This is a genomic window from Pseudomonas sp. GL_117, assembly GCF_057835125.1.
Genome location: NZ_CM174418.1, coordinates 5,399,255 through 5,420,070, shown reverse-complemented (window position 1 = coordinate 5,420,070; position 20,816 = coordinate 5,399,255). Strand labels below are relative to the sequence as shown.

The window sequence follows — 20,816 nt, the reverse complement described above, 5'->3', positions numbered from 1 at the left end:
GGGCAGGTTCCTTGGTCTTACGAGCAGAAATCCAGCGGCAATCGGCGCGGTACGAACTGGCCCTGGCCGAGTTGTTCGGCGTCACGCAGGGTGCGCCAAGTGTAGTTGAGGGCCGATTGCACGGCGCTGACCAAACCTTCGCCCTGGGCAATCCGCCCACTCAGTGCACTCGCAAGCGTACAGCCCGAACCGTGATAACTGCCCGGCAGACGCTGGCAGGTAAAGGTCTGCTGCGTGCCATCACGGCTATATAGGCGGTTGTGTACTTCATGCTCATCGCCATGGCCGCCGGTGATCAGCAGGTGCTTGATAAACGGCAATAGCTTCGCGGCGCATTCATCCGCCGTACCTTCGGGCAACTCGGCGAGGATGCGGGCTTCAGGCAGGTTCGGCGTGGCGATCAGCGACAGCGGGAACAAACGCTCGCGCATCGCATAACCGACCTCGTCCTTGCCCAGGCTGCCGCCGCCACCGGCGCGCAGCACCGGGTCGCACACCACTGGCAGGTGCGGGTGCGCCTGGAGCAGCTCGACCACGGTGTCGACCATCGCGGTGGAGCCGAGCATGCCCAGCTTGACCGCCGCGACTTCGGAATCGCCAAGCACGGCATTGGCCTGGGCCAACACCCACTCGCGGTCGAGTACGCGGAAATCGCTGACATTGACCGTGTTCTGCACGGTCAAGGCGGTGACGGCCGGAGCCGCATGGCAACCCTGGGCGAGCAGGGCTTCGATATCTGCCTGCAGGCCGGCGCCACCACTGGGGTCATGGCCGGAGAGACAGAGGACAACGGGGCGAGAGCTGTAGATATTCATGGTGCGCGAGCTTACCACCAAACGCTTTTTGCGTGGCTGTCTGGCGATGGCTGAATTTTGCTGCGCTAATGACGCTTTTCTGGCGCTGGCCTTGCCGGATAAAACGCGCCGAAAGGCCCGTGCTAGAGCCTCCGTAAAAATTAATTACATGGTGTCCAATGGCCTTTAGCGGCTATGCTAGAGTGGATCCAAATTACTAACAGTATCGCCGGTATACGTCTTCTCAAAAGGAATGGGGGGCTTTTGACTAACCGGACAGGCCACGCTGGGGCTCTATGCGCTATTTTTTCATTCTACTGTTGTGCGGGCTGCCGCTGTTCGCCAACGCCATCGAGTTCAACCAGGACACGCGAAGCCTGCCCCTGGGCCGAGTGATGCAAGTCCTTGAAGACCCCACCGATGCCCTCACTATCGCCGAGGTCAGCTCCCCCGCCTACGCCGCACAGTTCAAGCCCCATGACAAAGCCACCCTGAATGCCGGTTACTCGCGCTCGGTGTTCTGGCTCAAGGTCGACCTGCATTATCAAGCCAAGGACCCGCGCGCGCCGCGTACGTGGTTTCTGGAGTTGGCCTACCCGCCGCTCAACCACCTGGACCTGTACCAGCGCGACAGCACCGGCGCCTACCGCCTGAGCACCCGCACCGGCAGTGCGCTGCCGTTTTCCAGCCGTGAAGTGCGCCAGAGCAACTACCTGTTCAAGCTCAACTTCGTGCCCGACCAGCAGGAAACCCTCTACCTGCGCCTGCAAAGTGAAGGTTCGATCCAGGCCCCCCTGACCCTCTGGGCCGGCACCGCCTACCTGGAAGAACAACCGCTGCGCCTCTATGTCCTCGGCGCGATCTACGGCGTGCTGCTGGGGATGCTGATCTACAACCTGTTCATCTACCTGAGCGTGCGCGACACCAGCTACCTCTATTACATCCTCTATATCGCCTCGTTCGGCCTGTACCAGTTGTCGGTCAATGGCGTGGCCGTGGAGTACTTCTGGCCGGACAGCCCGTGGTGGACGAATGCCGCGGTGCCGTTTCTGATCGGGTCGGCCGCGCTGTTCGGCAGCTTGTTTGCGCGCAGCTTCCTGCACACCGCCCAGCACAGTCGCTGGCTTGACCGGATCTTGCTGGCGCTGGCCGCCTGTGGCGCGCTGGTGATGGCGCTGGCCCTGCTGACCAGCTACGCCGTGGCCCTGCGCCTGGCCACCGGCTTGGCGCTGGTGTTCACCGTGACCATCTTTATTGCCGCGATCAAGGCCTGGCTGTGTGGCCAACGCATGGCGCGCTATTTCATCATCGCCTGGTCGGCGTTCCTGCTCGGCGGGGTGGTCAACACGATGATGGTGCTGGGTTACCTGCCCAACATCTTCCTGACCATGTACGCCAGCCAGATCGGCTCGGCCATCGAAGTGGCGCTGCTGTCCCTGGCCTTGGCGGATCGCATCAACGGCATGCGTGAGCAGCAAGCGCAGATCCTGTTCGATGCCAGCCAGAAACTCGAAGTGCTCAACCAGCAACTGGCCCGCAGCAACCGGCTCAAGGACGAGTTCCTCGCCACCCTGACCCACGAATTGCGCACCCCCATGAATGGGGTGATCGGCTCCCTCGAACTGATGCAGACCGTGCCCCTGGGCGACGACCTCGCGCATTACCAGCAAACCGCCGCCGGTTCTGCGCGGGACATGATGCGCATGGTCAACGGCATCCTCACCCTCACCGAACTGCAAGCCGGGCGCCTGAGCGCCCAGCCGCAGGTGTTCAGCCTGCGCGGTGTACTCGACACCCTGCGTCAGCAATTCAACGCCAGCGCCCAGGGCAAGGGCCTGGAGTTTTCGATTGATGTGGCCGATGAACTGCCGGACCGAGTGCTCGGCGATGCCGACAAACTGACCCAGTGCCTGGGTTGCCTGCTGGACAACGCCTTCAAGTTCACCCACCAGGGCGCCGTGCGTCTGCGCGTGGTCGGCGTGCCGGATAGCAGCGGCGCGTTGCGCTTGAGCTTTATCGTCACCGACACCGGCATCGGTTTTGCCTTTCTTGACGAGGCCACGCTGTACCAGCGCTTCTTCCAGCTCGACGGTTCGACCACCCGTGAGTACGGCGGCCTGGGCATTGGCCTGGCGATCTGCCGACAGTTGACTGAGTTGCTGGGCGGACGCCTGACCCATCATTCCGAGCCGCGCAAGGGTAGCCGCTTCCAGTTGGAGGTGGAGGTCAGCCCGGTGCCGTCCGAACCGAAAAAAGCGCCCGACCGCCAGCGCTGCCCGCAGGACTGCACGGTACTGCTGGTGGACGACAACAGCGTCGGCCAACTGGCGGTGCGTGGCATGCTGCTCAAGCTCGGCTACCGGGTCAAAACCGTGGACACCGGCGCGGCGGCATTGGCGGCCTTGCAGGCGGACAGCTTCGATGCGGTATTGTTGGATGTGCCTGAAGGCGGTTTCTCGTTGTGCTGTCAGATTCGTGCACTGCCCGGTTGCGGTGAATTGCCGGTGATTGCGCTGAGCACGTCGTTGAATGTGTCGGACCGCGAGCGTTGCCATGGCATCGGCATCACCGACCAGCTGGGCAAGCCGGTGCGTTTCGACGCGTTGCAAGCGGTGCTGGAGCGTCGTGTGCTGTGCCAGGTCGAGGGCGAAAGCGCCGGACATTAGGCGCCTATGCCACTTTTTTAAGCGCAGAGCCGGTGCTTAACTGAAATTCAGGCCGCTGATGACCGTGGCCTTTTTTCCAGGAGGCCCGTCATGAACCTGCATCAATTCGCCGAAACCCACGACGTCACCAACCAGCCGCCCTCCCTGGACGGCACCAACCTGTATCGCATCGACCTGCCCCTGCAAGACTGGTCGCGCCGTTTCGGCGCCGGCTGGGCAGAGACGCGCCTGGATGCCTACGGCGCGCTGGCCGGTGGACCACTGATGGCGGCCGGTTTCCTGGCGAATCAGCACAAGCCGGAGTTCAGCAGCCATGACCGTTATGGCCATCGCATCGACACTGTGGCGTTTCATCCGGCGTACCACGAACTGATGCGCACCGCCGTCGAGCATGGCCTGCCGTCGCTGCCGTGGGCACACCCGCAGCCCGGCGCCCATGTGGCCCGCGCTGGCTTGACCTACCTGCATAGCCAGGCCGAAGCGGGCACCGGTTGCCCGCTGACCATGACCTTCGCCTGTGTCCCGGCCCTGCGCTTGCAGCCGGACTTGGCTGACATCTGGTTACCGAAAATCCTCAACACCGAATACGACCCGCGCAACGTCGGTATCGCCCACAAAGGCGGTGCCACCATCGGCATGGCCATGACCGAGAAACAGGGGGGCACCGATGTGCGCGCCAACACCACCCGCGCCTACCCGTTGGGCGCCGGTGGTCCTGGCCAGGCGTATGAACTGGTGGGTCATAAGTGGTTCTGCTCCGCGCCGATGTGCGATGGGTTCCTGACCTTGGCCCAGACCGACAAGGGGCTTACCTGTTTCCTACTGCCCCGGCACCGTCCGGATGACACGCGCAACGAGTTTTACATCCAACGCCTGAAGAACAAACTTGGCAACTGCTCCAACGCCTCCAGCGAAGTGGAGTTTCGCGGCGCCCTGGCCTGGATGGTCGGCGAAGAAGGTCGTGGCGTACCGACCATCATCGAAATGGTCGCCATGACCCGTTTCGATTGCATGGTCGGTTCCAGCGCGCTGATGCGCCAGGCGCTGACCCAGGCCAGCCATCATTGCGCCCATCGTACGGTGGGTGGCCGCCTGCTCAGCGAGCAACCGCTGATGCAAAACGTGCTCGCCGACCTGGCCCTGGAAAGCGAAGCCGCGCTGGCGTTGAGCATGCGCATGGGCGGCGCGCTGGATCATCTGGATGATGCGCGGGAAGCCAAGTTCGCCCGGCTGGTGACGGCGGTGGGCAAGTATTGGATCTGCAAGCGTGCGCCGGCGATGATCAACGAAGCAGCCGAATGCATGGGCGGTGCCGGGTATGTCGAGGACAGTATCCTGCCGCGTCTGTACCGTGAGGCGCCGGTGAATTCAACGTGGGAAGGTTCCGGCAACGTGCAGTGCCTGGACGTGTTGCGTGCGTTGTCGAAGGAGCCGGGAGTGCTGGAGGCGCTGTTCGTAGAACTGGGGGATGGGCATGGCGATAAATTGCTGGCGCGGCATGTTGAACAATTGAAAGCGGCGTTCATGGACACCCAGGACATTCAGTACCGTGCGCGGCAACTGACCGAGGACATCGCCGTGGCGTTGCAGGCCAAGTTGTTGCTGGAGGCGGGGAATGCGGCGGTCAGTGACGGGTTTATTGCCAGCCGGTTGGGTGAGTCGTCCGGGCGGGTGTATGGCACCTTGCCGCGTGGGGTGGATGTGGCAACCATCGTCGCGAGGTCCACGCCCCAACCTCTCTGACAGCACTCGGTCAAAATTGTGGGAGCGGGCTTGCTCGCGAATGCGGTGTATCAGTCACCTATTCAGTAGCTGATCCACTGCATTCGCGAGCAAGCCCGCTCCCACATTATTAATCACATTCCAATTGCGCTGTTTCAGTAGGGCTGGGATACAGGCAAGATAAAGGCCTGCACGTCAGAACACAGGATGCTTACCGTGACCGAAGCTTTTGTTGTCGTTCAATCCGCCGAAGAAGCCGTGGACCGGCTGGCGGCCCTGCATGAGCGTGCTACCGGCGCACTCAACAGAGCCCTCAAGCAATACCTCAAGGACCGCGTCGAACCCGACGCCGAACAACGCGCGCTGTTTCGCTACCCGGAACTGCGCCTGACCTACCACTGCCACGGCGAAGTCCCACAGACGACCCGGGCGTACGCCAAGGTCCAGTTGCCTGGAACCTACAGCGTCACCGTGACCCATCCCGCCGCGTTCCGTAAGTACCTGCTGGAGCAACTGGTGCCGCTGATGCACGACTTCACCGTGACGGTGGAAGTGGGCGTCAGCGAGCAGAACATCCCGTACCCGTACGTGGTGGAGCAGGGCGACGAATTGGCCGGCTCCGGCGTGACTGCCGCGACCCTGGCCCGCGTGTTCCCGAGCACCGACCTGTCGGCCGCCACCGATGGCATCGCCGATGGCCTCTACGACTGGGAAAACACCGACCCGCTGCCGTTGGCACTGTTCGATGCGGCCCGCGTGGACTTCTCCCTGCGCCGGCTGGTGCACTACACCGGCAGCGACTGGCGCCATGTGCAGCCGTGGATCCTGCTGACCAACTACCACCGCTACGTTGACCAGTTCATCCTGCATGGCCTGGAACAATTGCGCAGCGACCCGCGTTTTATCCGCATGGTACTGCCGGGCAACGTGGTGATCGACAAGGCCATGGACCATGGCGAAGCGTCGGCGATTGCCGCAGGCGTGGTCTGGCACCGCTATCAGATGCCGGCCTATCACCTGCAGGCCAGCGACGGCCACGGGGTGACCCTGGTGAACATCGGCGTCGGCCCGTCCAACGCCAAGAACATCACCGACCACCTTGCCGTGCTGCGTCCGCATTGCTGGCTAATGATCGGCCACTGCGGCGGCCTGCGCCAATCCCAGACCATCGGCGACTACGTATTGGCCCACGCCTATATGCGCCGCGACGGGATTCTCGATCGTGTGGTGCCGCCGAACATTCCGATCCCGGCCCTGGCCGAGGTGCAAATGGCGCTGCAACAAGCGGCGGCCAATGTCACTGGCGAAAAAGGCGAAGAGCTGAAAAAACGCCTGCGCACCGGCACCGTACTGACCTACGACGACCGCAACTGGGAACTGCGCTGGGCCCAGGAACGGCCGCTGATCAACCTGTCCCGCGCCGTTGCCGTGGACATGGAAAGCGGCACCATTGCCGCCCAGGGTTATCGCTTGCGGGTTCCGTACGGCACCCTGCTGTGCGTATCGGACAAACCGCTACACAGCGAAATCAAGCTGCCGGGTTCGGCCAACGCGTTTTATGAGCGTGCAGTCAGCCAGCACTTGAAGATCGGCATCGCCGCGGTGGATTTGCTGCGCACCGAACTCAACTCACTGCACTCGCGCAAACTGCGCAGCTTTGACGAGCCGCCGTTCCGCTAAGCGGTTGGGATGGTCATTTAACGGTCAGGCCACTAGCATTGTCGGTCCTGACCGTTAGATGTTCCTTGCCATGTCCCGTCCCACCCGTCCCGATTCGCGTCGCCCAGGCGTGAAACCCCCGTATTGCGCCGCACGGCGTGTCGCCAAGGCGCCACCGGCCGAGCCGAAGCTGATCCTGTTCAATAAACCCTTCGACGTGCTGACCCAGTTCAGCGACGAAGGCGGGCGCGCGACCCTCAAGGATTTTATCGACATCCCTGGCATTTACCCGGCGGGTCGCCTCGACCGTGACAGTGAAGGTTTGCTGCTGCTGACCAATGACGGCCAGTTGCAGGCGCGCATTGCCGACCCCAAGCACAAACTGGCGAAAACCTATTGGGTGCAAGTGGAAGGCGAGCCGACCACCGAGCAACTGCAACGCTTGCGCGACGGCGTGGAACTCAATGACGGCATGACCTTGCCTGCCCAAGCCCGGCAGTTGGACGAGCCCGAATTATGGCCGCGCAACCCGCCGGTACGCTTTCGCAAAAGCGTGCCCACGACGTGGCTGGAATTGGTGATTCGTGAAGGGAGAAATCGTCAGGTTCGACGTATGACCGCAGCGGTGGGCTTGCCCACGTTGCGTCTGGTGCGTGTACGAATTGGCGATTGGTCGATCGACGGCCTGGATCAAGGCCAATGGAAGGCAGTGCCGGCGCGCCTATAGGGCGCCGGACTCGATCAGGCCTATCACCACGCTCTTGATGACGAACGCGGCCACGCCCAGGCCCAGTACGAAAAACAGGATGAACGAGCCAAAGCGTCCGGCCTTGGATTTCTTCGCCAGGTCCCAGACGATAAAACCCATGAAAATGATCAGGATCGTGACCAGGCCGGTCATCATCCATTCTTCAAACAGGGCGGGGTCGATGTTGTTCATGGGGGCATTTCCGACAAAGGCAGGCGCGGAGTATAAGGCAGGGGCGCAGGCACTACATTGATCTGCGTCGAGCACGGTCAAAATGTGGGAGCTGGCTTGCCTGCGATAGCATCACCTCGGTTTTGCTGACACACCAAGTTGCCTGCATCGCAGGCAAGCCAGCTCCCACATTTGTTTAGTGGTGATCTCAGGTTCTCAGGTGAGTCAGCGGCAACTCAGTGCTATTGAGCACTTGGTTCAGCACAAAGCTGGAACGCACGCTGGTCACGCCGTCGATGCGGGTGAGATGCCCCAGCAGCAGTTTCTGATAGTGATCCATGTCCGGCACCACCACCTTCAACTGATAGTCGGCATCCATCCCGGTGACCAAGCTGCATTCCAGCACCTGGGGCAGGGTGCGGATCGCCGCCTCGAAGTTCTCGAAACGCTCCGGTGTGTGTCGGTCCATGCCGATCAGAACGTAGGCCGTAAGGCTAAGGCCAAGCATCTTGCGGTCGAGCAGGGCGACCTGGCGGGCGATGTAGCCGTCGTCTTCCAACTGCTTGACCCGGCGCGAGCACGGCGAAGGCGACAAGCCGATGCGTTCGGCCAACTCCTGGTTGGAGATCCTCGCGTCGCGCTGCAATTCCGCCAAAATACTCAGGTCGTATCGGTCAAGCTTGCTCATTGGGTTGGCCTTTGTCGTAACTATTGCGGTGAATTATCCATGAAGGGTTAAAAATTGCGCAAGCACTGTTTATTGACGCAATCTTCGCAATCATCTGCCGGGCGCTAGCAGGTATCTTTATCAACAGAATCACCGCCTGGACAACAGTCCAAAGCAGCTCGCCCAATCAGGCCCGCTGCGGCCGCCACCCCAGCAGGGTTGAGTTGGCCTCCAGGCTGCACACTGTCCACAAGACGGCGTGAGGTGAGCCAACGTCAAAAGCGTTGAGCACGGACGAAATTCTCAAGGGGTGGCCGACGGGTCACCCCTTTTCTTTTGCCCACGAAAATAGTTCTCGTGACTGATAACCTGTCTCAGAACCGGGCCGCGCTTTTCCAGTCTCATGGACAGGCCCCAATCCGCAGTGAGGAATAGCATGAAGCGCATCTGGCGTTTGACAGGTGTAGGTTTGCTGATGGTCGCCGTGGGCGCCAACGTGATGGCCGACGAGCGTGATAACACACCGCGCCCTGAAGGCGGTGGCCAGCATGAGCGCGGCCAGGGTGGCGGCCGACAGCCGGGCAATGAACCGCCACGCCCGCAGAACAATGCGCCACGGCCGGAGAATAACCAGCCACGGCCAGAGAACAATCAGCCGCGCCAACAGAATCCGCATTTTGAACAGCACAGTGGCCAGAACGACCACTGGCAAGGTCGTCAGCCGGGCAATGAACCGAGCCGGCCGGTGCAACAGCCGCAGCCACAGCCGTCGAACAACCTGCCGATCCAGAGCCGCCCCGATACCGTGCGCCAGACCCAGGAACCGCGTCAGGGCAATTACCGCGACATCCCTCGCCGCAACGACGGCAACCCACACTGGGAGGCCGGCGGCCCCGGGTCGCGTCCGGGTTACAACGGCGGTGGTTACAACAATAACCGGCCTGGCGATAACCATTGGCCCGGCCGTCCCGATGGCCACGGCAATGGCTGGGGCCCAGGCCCGCAGCATCGCCCGGGGTATGTCATCGACCGCTTTCCCGACCGCCACTACCGCGTGCCTTACCGTGGCCAGGACTATTTCTTCTCCGGGGGTTACTGGTATCGCCCGCAAGGCCCGCGCTACGTGGTGGTGACGCCGCCTTACGGCATCCGCGTGCAATATCTGCCGGACTATGCGCGGGAAGTGTGGGTGGGCAGCGCGTTGTTCTTCCTCGCGGCCGGTGCCTACTACACCTATGAAAGCAGCACCCAGCAGTATGTGGTGGTGCAACCGCCGACCGAAGTCCCGGTCGCCCAGCCGGCGCCCCAGGGCAACGGGTATGACGTGGTGGCGTATCCCGCCAACGGCCAGTCACCGGCCCAGGTGCAGCAGGACGGCTATGACTGTTACCGCTGGGCCGTGCAGCAAAGCGGCTTTGATCCACAGCAAGTCACCTATGCCCCCGACCCGGCGGTGGTGCAAACCTACCGCCAGGCCCAGGGCAACTGCCTGAGCAGTCGCGGCTATCAGGTGCAGTACTAGGCCTTGGTGCCGGTGACCACTTCCCGCGGGTCGGCGTGCACCAGCACTTCGGCACGCGGGTAGGCGTCGTGAATGGCATCGGCGGCCCTGTCGCTGATGGCGTGGGCCACGGACAAGGTCAACTCCCCCGGCAACTCCAGGTGCAACTGCACAAACCAGTGGTTGCCCGAAATGCGCGTGCGCAAGTCATGCGCGCCCAACACCCCCGGCACGCCACGGGCCAGCTCCAGCATGTGCTGGCTGACGTCCGGCGGCAGCTCTTCATCCATCAACACCGCAAAACTTTCCCGGGCGATATGGATGGCGCTCCACAGGATATAAACAGCGATGCCCAAGCCAAACCAGGCATCCACCTGGTGGTAGCCAAACGCCGCGAGCCCCAGGGCCACCAGGATGCTGCCATTGAGCAACAAGTCCGAGCGATAGTGCAGCGAGTCGGCGCGCACCGCGTTGGAGCCGGTTTCGCGCACGACCCGGTGTTGCAGCATCAGCAAGGCCACGGTCAGCAGCAGGGAAAAGATGATCACCCCAATGCTCAACCACGGCGCACCGACCGGTTCCGGGTGCTGCAAGCGTTCGTACGCCTGCAGCGCAATCAACACCGCACTGCCGCCGATAAACAGCGCCTGGGCCATGCCTGCCAGTGATTCGGCCTTGCCATGGCCGTAACGGTGATCGTCATCGGCCGGGCGCAGGGCGTAATGCACCGCGAGCAGGTTCAGCAGTGAGGTCACCCCGTCCAGCAACGAATCGGTCAACCCGGCGAGCATGCTCACCGAGCCGCTGAGCCACCAGGCGATGGCCTTGGTGATAATCAACGCACACGCCACGCCCACCGAGGCGCGGGTAGCCAGGCGCAGAAGCCTGGCGTGTTCGGGACTGCTGGTCATAGGCGGATCGAACCTCAGGCGGCGGGTTTTAGGCCGAGGGAGGCGAGTTGCTGCACGCTACCCTTGAACTGGATCAGGCGCGGGTCGTCCAGCGGCAGGTTGCGGCCGGTTTCTTTCTGGATGATGGATTGCAGCTTGGCGTTGTCGACCTTGCCGTCGGCGCCGATGGCTTCGTGCAGCTTCTCGGGGGCCGCCTGGGCGGTCTTGCCCGGTTCGAAGTAGATCGCGCCGGTGGCGAAGTCCACACCGAAGGCGATCAGGCCGGGGATCACATAGAACAACAGGCCCACGGCATCGAGTACGGCAATCGCCGGGTCGATCTTGCCGTCGATCTGGCCACGGCGGTCCGGGTAGAAGATCGAACCGCAGGCCGTCAATTGGCTCAGCAGGGTGACGGCGAGGACACCGCCGATGACACGGGAAGCGATACGCATGGGGAATCTCCTGAATACGATTGATACGGGACTATAAGCGACGAAGATCCAGTGTGGGAGCGGGCGTGCTCGCGAATGCGGAGTATCAGTCGCATATCCATCAACTGACAGACCGCATTTGCGAGCAAGTCCGCTCCCACATTTAACCGTTTCTGTGACCATCACCGGTACTCGGCAGTTCGCCGTTATACTCGCCGCTCTGCTTTGGAGCCAGTATGAATTCGTTGCCCATCGATGATGTTTTACCCGCCCTGCGTGACGCCTTGGCGAATCGCCATGAAGCCGTGCTGGAAGCACCGCCCGGCGCCGGTAAAACCACCCGTGTGCCCTTGGCCCTGTTGAACGAACCGTGGCTGGCCGGGCAAACCATCCTGATGCTCGAACCACGCCGCCTCGCCGCCCGCGCGGCAGCCGAGCGGCTGGCCAGCGAGTTGGGCGAAAAAGTCGGCGAGACGGTCGGCTATCGCATCCGCCTCGACAGCAAGGTCGGCCCCAACACCCGTATCGAAGTGGTCACCGAAGGCATCCTCACGCGCCGCCTGCAGGACGACCCGGCGCTCGACGGCGTGGGCCTGCTGATCTTCGACGAGTTCCACGAGCGCAGCCTCGACGCCGACCTCGCCCTGGCCCTGAGCCTCAACGGTCGCGAACTGTTTCGCGATGAGCAGCCGCTGAAAATCCTGCTGATGTCCGCCACCCTTGAAGGCGAACGCTTGTCTGTGCTGTTGGACAACGCGCCGATCCTGCGCAGCGAAGGGCGCATGTTCCCGGTACAGATGCGCTGGGGCCGGCCGTATCAGGCCGGGGAGTTCATCGAGCCGCGCGTGGTGCAGACGATCCTTGACGCGCTGCACGATGAAAGCGGCAGTGTGCTGGTGTTCCTGCCCGGTCAGGCGGAGATTCGGCGGGTCAACCAGCAACTGGCTGACGCCCTCGCTGAACGCAGCGATGTGCTGTTATGCCCGCTGCACGGCGAACTCGACCTCAACGCGCAGCGCGCGGCCATCGACCCGGCGCCCGCCGGCAAACGCAAAGTGGTACTGGCCACCAACATCGCCGAGACCAGCCTGACCATCAACGGCGTGCGCGTGGTGATCGACGCCGGGCTGGCGCGGGTGCCACGTTTCGACCCGGGCAGCGGCATGACCCGTCTCGACACCCAGCGCATTTCCCGCGCCAGTGCCACCCAGCGCGCCGGTCGGGCGGGGCGCCTGGAACCGGGGGTGTGTTACCGCTTGTGGTCCGAAGACCAGCACGAGGGCCTCGCCGCCTACGGCAGTGCAGAAATCCTCGCCGCCGACCTCGCCGGCCTCGCCTTGCAACTGGCGCGTTGGGGTGTCACGCCTACGCAACTGGTCTGGCTGGATGTGCCGCCCACCGCTGCGTACGCCCAGGCCCAGGATTTGCTCGAACGTCTCGGCGCCTTGAATGACGACACGCTCACCGCCCACGGCCAGAAAATGGCCGAGCTGCCGGCCCACCCGCGCATCGCCCATTTGCTACTGCGCGGCCAGGACCTGGGGCTGGCGGCGACCGCGTGTGATGTCGCCGCGCTGTTGGGCGAGCGCGACATTTTGCGCGGTGGCGGCGCGGATCTGCACAGCCGCCTGGCGCTGCTGTCCGGTGAAGAACGCGCACGCGGCGGCCAGGGCGGCGTGCAACGGGCCAGGCAACTGGCGCGCCAATACCGTGGCTACCTGAGGGGCCAGGCCACGCAGGCAGTGGCCGACCCCGACCACCCGCGCTGGCTCGGCGCCTTGCTGGCGCTGGCCTACCCGGACCGCGTCGCCCAGCAACGTCGCCCCGGTGGCGCCGAATACCGCCTGGCCAACGGCCGCGCCGCGTTGTTTGCCGAGGCTGACAGCCTGATGAAACAGGCCTGGCTGGTGATCGCTGACCTCGGCAGCCGCCAGGGCCAGCGCGAAGAACGTATCTACCTCGCGGCGGATTTTGATCCGACGCTGTTCGACACGGTGCTCGCCGAGCAAGTGCGCAATGTCGACCAACTCGACTGGGATGAACGCGAAGGCGTGCTGCGCGCCGAGCGCCAGCGCAAAGTCGGCGAACTGGTGCTGAGCCGCGAGCCGCTCACCGGCCTCGACGAATCCGCGCGCAGCCAGGCGCTGGTCAACCTGGTGCGACGCAAAGGCCTTGAGTTGCTGCCGTGGACCCCCGAGCTGCGCCAATGGCAAGCCCGCGTCATGCTGCTGCGCCACCTCGACGCCGGCAAACCCAGCGAATGGCCAGACATCAGCGACAGCGCCTTGCTCGCCAGCCTGGAACACTGGCTGATGCCGTACCTGGGCAAGGTGTCGCGCTTGAGCCACTTCGCCAACCTGGATATTTCCAGCTTCCTGCACAACCTGCTGCCCTGGCCGCTGCCCCAGCGCCTGGACGAATTGGCACCGCAGCATGTGAAAGTGCCGTCGGGCTCGTCGGTGCGTCTGGACTACAGCGAGCAGCCGCCGATTCTGGCGGTGCGCTTGCAGGAACTGTTTGGTCTGGCGGATACGCCGCGCATCGCCGGCGGGCGTCAGGTGGTCAAGCTGCACCTGCTGTCCCCGGCGCGACGGCCGGTGCAGGTGACGCAAGATCTGGCGAACTTCTGGCGCAGTACCTACGCCGAAGTGAAGAAGGATCTGAAGGGCCGCTATCCGAAACACTACTGGCCGGATGACCCGTTGGTAGCCGAAGCCACCGCCCGCATCAAACCGCGCAAATAAAACCTGTAGTGAGCGGGCTTGCCCCGCGCTGGAGTGCGCAGCGCTCCCAAAATCGTGGGGCGGCTTCGCCACCCAGCGCGGGGCAAGCCCGCTCACTACAGGACGGTGTTTGGATCAGTTGAGGTGGGCTTTCAGTTCACCTGCGGCTTGACGCATCGCGGCTTTGACTTGCGGGACAGTGCTCAGTGGGTTGAGCAAGCCGTAGTCATGGATCATCCCGTTGTAGCGCACCGCCGTCACATCCACACCCGCCGCGTCCAGCTTGCGGGCGTAGGCCTCGCCTTCATCGCGCAACACGTCCAGCCCGGCGGTTTGGATCAGCGCCGGTGGCAGGCCCGTCAGCTGTGCCGGGGTGGCGCGCAACGGCGAAGCGTAGATCTCGGCGCGTTGCTTGGCGTCGGTGGTGTAGCTGTCCCAGAACCAATTCATCATGTTCTTGGTGAGGAAGTGGCCTTCGGCGTACTGCTGGTATGACGCTGTGTCGAAGCTGGCGTCGGTCACTGGCCACAGCAGCAGCTGGAAGCGCAGTGTCGGCGAGTGCTGTTCCTTGGCCTTGAGCGCCACCACCGCCGCCATGTTGCCGCCGACGCTGTTGCCGGCCACCGCCAGGCGCGTGCCATCGACGTTGATCTCTTTGCCGTGCTCGGCGACCCAGCGGGTCGCGGCGTAGGCCTGGTTGATCGCGGTCGGGTAGTGCGCTTCCGGCGACGGCGTGTAGTCCACATACACCGCGACGGCGCCGGAGCCCACCACCAGGTCACGAATCAGGCGGGCGTGGGTCGGGTAGTCGCCCAGCACCCAGCCGCCGCCGTGGAAGTACATGAACACCGGCAACTCACCCTTGACGTTGGCAGGGCGCACGATGGTCAGCTTGATGCGCTGGCCGTCGGCCTGGATGGTCTTGTCGCTGACCTGAATGCCCGACATGTCGACCTTCACCGAGTTCTGTGCACCCGTCAGCACGGCCCGTGCATCCTTGGGGCTCAGTTGCTCCAACGGGCGACCGCCGCCGGCGGCGAGGGCGTTGAGGAACGCCTGGGTCTGGTGCTCGGGCACCGCGGTTTCGGCGGCAAAAGCGCTGCCGATGGACAGGGCGAGGAGGGTGGCGGTCAGGGCTTTGTTGAGGGTGTTCATGTCGTTTGGGCTCACTTGAAGTATTGGAATTGGAAGGCCGCTTCAGCGCCTCTGGCTGTCTGCGTGCTGGCTTGGGAGGAAATTTACGGCCTAGTCGAGTGAGAGACAATTAGGCTGATTCGAGATTTATTGTCCCCTTAAAAAGGACAATGTAGTGAGCGGGCTCGCCCCGCGCTGGGTGGCGCAGCCGACTAAATGGTCCGCCGCGGTGTTTCAGGGAGACCGAGGTGCATGGGATTGGGGCGGCTGCGCCACCCGGCGCGGGGCGAGCCCGCTCACTACAAGGCGGGGAGCAGGAAGCGGGCAATCACGGGCAGGTGGTTGGAGATGCGCAGGGTGTCGTCCTGGCGCACCCGGGCTTCTACACGCTTGAGGCGCGGGCTGTAGAACAGGTAGTCGAGGGTGCGATCCGGGCCGTCGAGGCTGGGGTCGTTGGGGAAGTGCGTTAGCCATTTCTCACGGTCGATGCCGCTGGATTGGCTGTTGCTTGGGATCATCGGGTATTTGTCCCACAGCAGGTGCAGCTCACTGTCCGGCGAATACTGCCCGCGTTTGCTGGCGTCCAGGCGTAGGAATTGGCCCAGGGGCAGCAGGTTGAAATCCCCGCCAATCAGCCAGGGCGTGCCACGGCCTTCGAATTTATCCAGCAGTTTGACCGTGGCCTGGACCTGCTCTTGCACCGCACTGCGCCCAGGTGCATCGCCGTCCAGGCGGGTATTGAGCACCGCCAGTTGGCCGCCGTCGCTCAGGGGCAGGTAGGTCAGCAGCAGGGCCGGTTTGGGTTGGAACTGGCGGCTGAAGATATTCGCCTCGGGCGCGGGTAATTGCAGGCGCTCGGCGTGTTCGATCTGGTAGCGGCTCAGGGTCGCCAGCTTGCGGCCGACGCTGCCGAAGATGTGCAGGTCCGGGACAAAATCGGCTTTCCAGTCGAAGGCCTGGGCGCTGCACGGGTAGAGGTCGACCAGACGCTCTTGCAACAGGGCCAGTTGGTCCTGGTAGTGGGAAGGCTTGGCGTTTTCGTCGAGTTCCTGCAACAGCAGCAGGTCGGGCTGCTCGTCGCGGATCACCCGCGCCACTTCGTCCAGGCTGAAGGCCATGTCTTCGACGGTCGGGCGCTCATCGGGGCCGCTGCCGTCGGCGGTGTCGTACCAGAACACGTAGTTCTTGCCGGCCAGGTATTGCACGTTCCAGGTCATGACCTTGAGCGCCTGCCCCGGCAACAGGGTCGGCGCACGCGGCGCCACGCAGCTGACAGGCAGGATTTCCTTGTCGGCGGGGCGCCAGGTCAGGCTGTAGATCAGGGCGGTGAGCAAGCCTGCGAGAATCAGCAGGCCCAGTAAGGTGATGCGCAATAAACGGGTCATCGGCTCGGCTTATGGCGTTTCAGAGGTGCCAGGAGCATATCACCGCGCGTCGGCATCGCCACCGATCAGCATGAATAAACGGAACAGCACCACGCTGGTGAACAGTTGCAGGAAGCTGTGGGCGCTGTCCATCACCAGCCCCAGCAACGGCGCGGGCTCTGGATAGGCCGCGACACTGGCGCCCTTGAGCAGCCACAGCGGCGTCATCACGCACAGCAGGCACACGAGGATGCGCCAGAAGTGCCCGCGGGTCAGGCGAAAACTCTCCTTGATCGCTTCCAGCGCCGTCATGCCGCGCAGCACCAGCAGGTATTCGGCAAAGGCCAGCACCACCATCAGCCACAGGCCCGGCAGGAAGTACAACGACAACCCGAGCAGGATCAGCAAGGTGCTGATGGCCGTCAGCAGCGCGAAACGTGGCCACAGGGTCAGGGCCATGGCCCACACATCCTTGGTGCGCGGCGACTCGCCCCGGGTGCGGGCGTCGAGAAACAGGATCAACGCGCCGGTGTACAGCGGGTACACCAACAACCCCACCACCACGCTGAAACCGGGGAAGGCATCGGGGCCCACCACGTGGTTGAGCACTTGTTGCAGCAAGGCTTCGAGAATCACCAACGGCAGGCACAGCTGGACGATGGCGCCCAGGTTGCGTTGAGTGAAGCGGAGGGAGTCGCGCAATACATCTAACGGATTCATCAAGTTCATCGCAGGCCTGAAAGCAAGGGCAACACTTTAACCGATCGTGACCGGACGTAAGCAAACGTAAACCTTGAGTAAAGACCATTGAAACAACTCGTAACATCCCCATAACTAGCATGTACCTCAGCCTGACTCCAGGCGGGACCACGATTTCTACCGGCAATCTAACGAGGTCGCCATGAACAGCGAAGAGCAAACCCTGATCGATGGACTGTTTTCACGGTTGCAACAAGCCGAAACGGACTCAGCCCCCCGCGACGCCCTGGCCGAAGCGCGGATCAAGGAGCATATGACGCGCCAACCGGCGGCCGGGTACTACATGACCCAGTCGATCCTGGTGCAGGAACACGCGCTCAAGAGCCTCGACGCGCAGAACAAGCAACAGGCGCAACAGATCCAGCAGTTGCAGGAAGAGTTGCAACAAGCCAAATCCCAATCGGCCCAGCCAGCGCCGAGCAGCGGTGGTTTTCTGTCGAGCATCTTTGGCGGTGGCGGTTCCCGTGAGCAGCAACCGGCCCAGAGCGCTCCGGCGTCTACGGGTGGTTGGCGTGAACCGGCGCGGCCGTCGTTCAACCAGGCGCCTGCGCCGCAACAAAGTTATCAACAGCCTCCCGCTGCCGCCGCCCCGATTGGCAGCGGCTTCCTCGGCGGTGCGATGAAAACCGCCGCTGGCGTGGCCGGCGGTGTGTTGCTGGCGGAAGGCATCAGCAGCCTGTTCCATCACAACCAGCAGCCGCAGGTGGTGGAAGAAATCATCGAGCAACCGGCACCGGCCAGCGATCAAGGTGGCTGGGGCAATGACGACCAGAAGTTTGCCGGCAACGACAACTGGGGCAGCAACAACTCGGACAGCTTTGCCGACAGCGATTATTCCGACGATTCCTCCTCCTTCGGCGACGACGATTCCTTCGTCTGATGCTCCCAAGCCCGGTGCGCTTTGTCGCGCCGGGCTGATTTTTCTCGGAAACTTCCCCATGGCTGGCATACTGGCGCCTTTGCGGACGTGCGCGTCCGGCATCCAAGTGGCTGTCATGGGGAAGTGCGGTGAAGAAAATTGCAGTGTTCGCCGATGTACAAAACCTCTACTACACCGTGCGCCAAGCGTATGGCTGCCACTTCAACTACGCCGCCCTGTGGGCTGACATCAGCGCCCGCGGGCAGATCGTCGAGGCGTACGCCTATGCCATCGACCGTGGCGACAGCAAGCAGCAACAGTTCCAGCAGATCCTGCGCAACCTGGGCTTTACGGTAAAACTCAAGCCGTACATCCAGCGCAGCGACGGCTCGGCCAAAGGCGACTGGGACGTGGGCATCACCCTCGACATCATGGACGCCGCGGACCACGTCGACGAAATCGTGCTGGCTTCCGGTGACGGGGACTTCGACATGCTGCTCGAACGCATCATCAACAAGCATGGCGTCGAAGCCGTGGCCTACGGCGTGCCGGGGCTGACCGCCAACTCGTTGATACGTGCGGCCAGCCGCTACGTGCCGATCGAAGGCGCGCTGCTGCTCAAATAAATTGTGGAACGGAGTTGGAACAGGTTTGGAACGTATAGCGGTCATCGACTTTGAAACCACCGGCATCAGCCCGAGCAGCCAGTGCCGCGCCACGGAAATCGCCGTGGTCATCCTTGAGCGTGGTCAGATCGTGGACCGCTACCAGAGCCTGATGAAAACCGGCGTGCACGTGCCCGCGTTCATCGAACAACTCACCGGCATCAGCAACGCCATGCTGCGCGGCGCGCCGCCGGCCGAGCGCGTGATGAACGAGGTCAACGAGTTCGTCGGCACCACCCCGCTGCTGGCGCACAACGCCGCGTTCGACCAGAAGTTCTGGGACTTCGAGCTGGGCCTGATCCGCCGCACCCGCCTGCAGAAGTTTGCCTGCTCGCTGCTGCTGGCGCGGCGCTTGATGCCCTCGGCGCCGAACCACAAACTCGGCACCCTGAATGCGTTCGCCCAGTTGCCCCACACCGGCAAGGCTCACCGGGCGATGGCGGACGCGGAAATGGCGGCCAACCTTACGGCGCACCTGGCGCAGGAACTGCGCGGTACCCATGGTTTGCGCGAACTGTCCCACGACCTGCTGTGCAGCTTGCAGAAAGTCCCGGCGGCAAAAATCACCGAACACCTCAAAAAACATCGCGGCTTCTGAGCCACCACAACCCCAAGAACCCCAAAGATCAAAAATGTGGGAGCGGGCTTGTGTGGGAGCGGGCTTGCTCGCGAAAGCGGTGGATCAGTCGCCGGAAATATTGACTGACACACCGCCTTCGCGGGCAAGCCCGCTCCCACAGGGGTTATGTGTCGTTCATCGAGACTGTGTGCAGTTCAGCGTCTGATCCACGACCACCTTCGCCATCTCCACCAGATGCATCACTGCCCGCTGCTGCACATTCATTGATTCTGCCGATGAGTGTGCTGTCTCTACCGCGCAATGCAGCAAATCCGCCGCATGGGCGAGGGCGTCTTCGAAACTCAGGTTGTCGTTCAGAATGAAATTGGGCGCATCCGGGGCGGACGCTTTGAGGTAGTAGTCGATGGCTCGGCGGTGGAGTAGGGCGTCTTCGCTGAGAAAGCTGGGTGGGTCGGGGGTTACTTTGACCATGGTGAAACTCCTTTTGTGTTGTAAGGAGCTGCATCATTCGCTTGCACGCAAATGAGGGTGGCAGCAGTACGCGGGTGTGCAAGACCGGGACAAAAGGTAAACCCAGCAGATCCGAGGATCTCCCGCGCACGGCTGCCATAAAAATATCGATGCTGCGTATCAAAAACTGAGCAACGAAGAAGTAAGGCATCTGAGCGGCTTTTGTTTGGTCGGACTTGCACGTCCCATCATCAAGTGTTCGATGACTGAGCGAGACTAGCTACCTGATCCGACGGAAACAAGGCCGTGGAATTCTCTAGGAAACATCCCTCAAATGAAAGAGATCGGTCTTGCTGGCCATTGAAATTGAACAGCGCTCAAGTCCTCTGTGAGGCAACTGACGTCATCGCAGGCAAGCCAGCTCCCACAGTTGAATGCATTCCAACTGTGGGAGCTGGCCTGTTCATCGTTCCCACGCAGAGCGTGGGAACGATCGGAGTCAGCCACCATTTTTCCCATTGCTCTCCAACTGCGCCAACGGCACCCGCCGCTCTATCGCGCTGGACAAAATAATCGACGTCTTGCTGAACCCGAACTTCGCGACCCGGTTGATCAGGTTCTCCAACTCCGGCATCGAGCCCACCGCCGCCTGCATGATCACGCACGGATCACCTGTCACCCGGTGGCATTCGGTCAGCTCGGGAATTTCCGCCAGGGCGTCGTAAACCTTCTGGCTGCCGTGGTTGGTCAAGCGCAACTCAATGACGCACTGGATCGGCAAGCCGACTTTGGACAGGTCGACCTTGGCCTGATAACCCGTGATCACCCCGCTGGCCTCCAGCTTGGCCACGCGTTCGGCCACGGCCGGGGCCGAGAGGTTTACTGTGCGCGCCAGTTGCGCGTAGGACGCACGGCCGTCGGCGAGCAGGGCGCTGAGGAGCATGCGGTCGTATTTGTCCATGATAAGGCTCCAATGCTGGGTGGCTTTCGAAAGCGTGGGTTATAGCCCTCACAACCATGCTTTGAAAAG

At 62.7% G+C, this 20,816-nt stretch carries 19 protein-coding genes; 9 read left to right on the top strand and 10 right to left on the bottom strand.

The genetic code is table 11. The annotated features are described in order from the left end of the window. Positions 1-17: 17 nt before the first annotated feature. Positions 18-815, bottom strand: a complete 798-nt coding sequence (locus AC3ISR_RS24680; RefSeq protein WP_192299017.1) for a hydroxymethylpyrimidine/phosphomethylpyrimidine kinase — start codon at positions 813-815, stop codon at positions 18-20. Between the two features lie 275 nt (positions 816-1,090). Here AC3ISR_RS24680 and AC3ISR_RS24675 point away from each other — a divergent pair, with 275 nt between their 5' ends. The 4 genes from AC3ISR_RS24675 to AC3ISR_RS24660 all read left to right on the top strand — a co-directional run bounded on the left by AC3ISR_RS24675 (position 1,091) and on the right by AC3ISR_RS24660 (position 7,568). Further along, positions 1,091-3,460, top strand: coding sequence for a hybrid sensor histidine kinase/response regulator (locus tag AC3ISR_RS24675; RefSeq protein ID WP_463983895.1), 2,370 nt, complete (start codon positions 1,091-1,093; stop codon positions 3,458-3,460). A 90-nt stretch (positions 3,461-3,550) separates the two neighbouring features. Beyond that, positions 3,551-5,203, top strand: a complete 1,653-nt coding sequence (locus AC3ISR_RS24670) for an acyl-CoA dehydrogenase family protein (RefSeq protein ID WP_463983894.1) — start codon at positions 3,551-3,553, stop codon at positions 5,201-5,203. 186 nt (positions 5,204-5,389) lie between these two features. Continuing rightward, entirely contained in the window at positions 5,390-6,862 is a 1,473-nt protein-coding gene (gene amn / locus AC3ISR_RS24665; protein ID WP_192299014.1) for an AMP nucleosidase, read from the top strand. A 70-nt stretch (positions 6,863-6,932) separates the two neighbouring features. Next, complete coding sequence (locus tag AC3ISR_RS24660) at positions 6,933-7,568, top strand: pseudouridine synthase (RefSeq protein ID WP_225595493.1); 636 nt, start codon at positions 6,933-6,935, stop codon at positions 7,566-7,568. On the opposite strand, the gene AC3ISR_RS24655 is transcribed toward AC3ISR_RS24660, so the two are convergent. Both AC3ISR_RS24655 and AC3ISR_RS24650 read right to left on the bottom strand, forming a co-directional pair. Beyond that, a complete protein-coding gene (locus AC3ISR_RS24655) occupies positions 7,563-7,772 on the bottom strand; it encodes a DUF2788 domain-containing protein (protein ID WP_026140189.1) in 210 nt (69 codons plus the stop codon). The genes AC3ISR_RS24660 and AC3ISR_RS24655 overlap by 6 nt on opposite strands. Before the next feature lie 196 nt (positions 7,773-7,968). Beyond that, positions 7,969-8,448: an Lrp/AsnC family transcriptional regulator gene (locus tag AC3ISR_RS24650; RefSeq protein WP_017735654.1), complete on the bottom strand. Its 480-nt coding sequence runs from the start codon at positions 8,446-8,448 to the stop codon at positions 7,969-7,971. 415 nt (positions 8,449-8,863) lie between these two features. On the opposite strand from AC3ISR_RS24650, the gene AC3ISR_RS24645 reads away from it, so the two are divergent. Next, entirely contained in the window at positions 8,864-9,949 is a 1,086-nt protein-coding gene (locus tag AC3ISR_RS24645) for a DUF6515 family protein (RefSeq protein ID WP_192299013.1), read from the top strand. Here AC3ISR_RS24645 and AC3ISR_RS24640 read toward each other — a convergent pair. Then, complete coding sequence (locus AC3ISR_RS24640; protein ID WP_192299012.1) at positions 9,946-10,839, bottom strand: cation diffusion facilitator family transporter; 894 nt, start codon at positions 10,837-10,839, stop codon at positions 9,946-9,948. The genes AC3ISR_RS24645 and AC3ISR_RS24640 overlap by 4 nt on opposite strands. A 14-nt stretch (positions 10,840-10,853) precedes the next feature. Further along, the gene (locus AC3ISR_RS24635; protein ID WP_489324500.1) at positions 10,854-11,273 is read right to left on the bottom strand and encodes a polyribonucleotide nucleotidyltransferase; all 420 of its coding nucleotides are present in this window, start codon (positions 11,271-11,273) and stop codon (positions 10,854-10,856) included. Positions 11,274-11,488: 215 nt separating this feature from the next. Between AC3ISR_RS24635 and hrpB the strand changes: the two genes are divergently transcribed. Further along, on the top strand, positions 11,489-13,996 hold the full coding sequence (gene hrpB / locus AC3ISR_RS24630) for an ATP-dependent helicase HrpB (protein ID WP_192299010.1): 2,508 nt from the start codon (positions 11,489-11,491) through the stop codon (positions 13,994-13,996). Positions 13,997-14,110: 114 nt separating this feature from the next. Here the strand turns inward: hrpB and AC3ISR_RS24625 are convergent, their stop codons facing one another. The 3 genes from AC3ISR_RS24625 to AC3ISR_RS24615 form a co-directional block, all read right to left on the bottom strand. Further along, entirely contained in the window at positions 14,111-15,130 is a 1,020-nt protein-coding gene (locus tag AC3ISR_RS24625; protein ID WP_226455792.1) for an alpha/beta hydrolase, read from the bottom strand. A 278-nt stretch (positions 15,131-15,408) separates the two neighbouring features. After that, entirely contained in the window at positions 15,409-16,494 is a 1,086-nt protein-coding gene (locus AC3ISR_RS24620; protein WP_489324499.1) for an endonuclease/exonuclease/phosphatase family protein, read from the bottom strand. 39 nt (positions 16,495-16,533) lie between these two features. Further along, positions 16,534-17,193 (bottom strand): YciC family protein, encoded by a 660-nt coding sequence (locus AC3ISR_RS24615; RefSeq protein ID WP_192299007.1) that lies wholly within the window; start codon positions 17,191-17,193, stop codon positions 16,534-16,536. A 181-nt stretch (positions 17,194-17,374) separates the two neighbouring features. Here AC3ISR_RS24615 and AC3ISR_RS24610 point away from each other — a divergent pair, with 181 nt between their 5' ends. From AC3ISR_RS24610 to AC3ISR_RS24600, 3 genes are all read left to right on the top strand, one after another. Next, positions 17,375-18,112: a DUF2076 domain-containing protein gene (locus AC3ISR_RS24610; RefSeq protein ID WP_226455790.1), complete on the top strand. Its 738-nt coding sequence runs from the start codon at positions 17,375-17,377 to the stop codon at positions 18,110-18,112. Positions 18,113-18,240: 128 nt separating this feature from the next. After that, on the top strand, positions 18,241-18,717 hold the full coding sequence (locus tag AC3ISR_RS24605) for a LabA-like NYN domain-containing protein (RefSeq protein ID WP_192299005.1): 477 nt from the start codon (positions 18,241-18,243) through the stop codon (positions 18,715-18,717). A gap of 25 nt (positions 18,718-18,742) precedes the next feature. After that, the gene (locus AC3ISR_RS24600; protein ID WP_192299004.1) at positions 18,743-19,354 is read left to right on the top strand and encodes a 3'-5' exonuclease; all 612 of its coding nucleotides are present in this window, start codon (positions 18,743-18,745) and stop codon (positions 19,352-19,354) included. A gap of 156 nt (positions 19,355-19,510) precedes the next feature. Here AC3ISR_RS24600 and AC3ISR_RS24595 read toward each other — a convergent pair whose 3' ends face one another. Beyond that, the gene (locus AC3ISR_RS24595; RefSeq protein WP_192299003.1) at positions 19,511-19,807 is read right to left on the bottom strand and encodes a DUF6124 family protein; all 297 of its coding nucleotides are present in this window, start codon (positions 19,805-19,807) and stop codon (positions 19,511-19,513) included. A gap of 478 nt (positions 19,808-20,285) precedes the next feature. Then, positions 20,286-20,747: an Lrp/AsnC family transcriptional regulator gene (locus AC3ISR_RS24590; RefSeq protein WP_192299002.1), complete on the bottom strand. Its 462-nt coding sequence runs from the start codon at positions 20,745-20,747 to the stop codon at positions 20,286-20,288. Between the last annotated feature and the right edge of the window lie 69 nt (positions 20,748-20,816).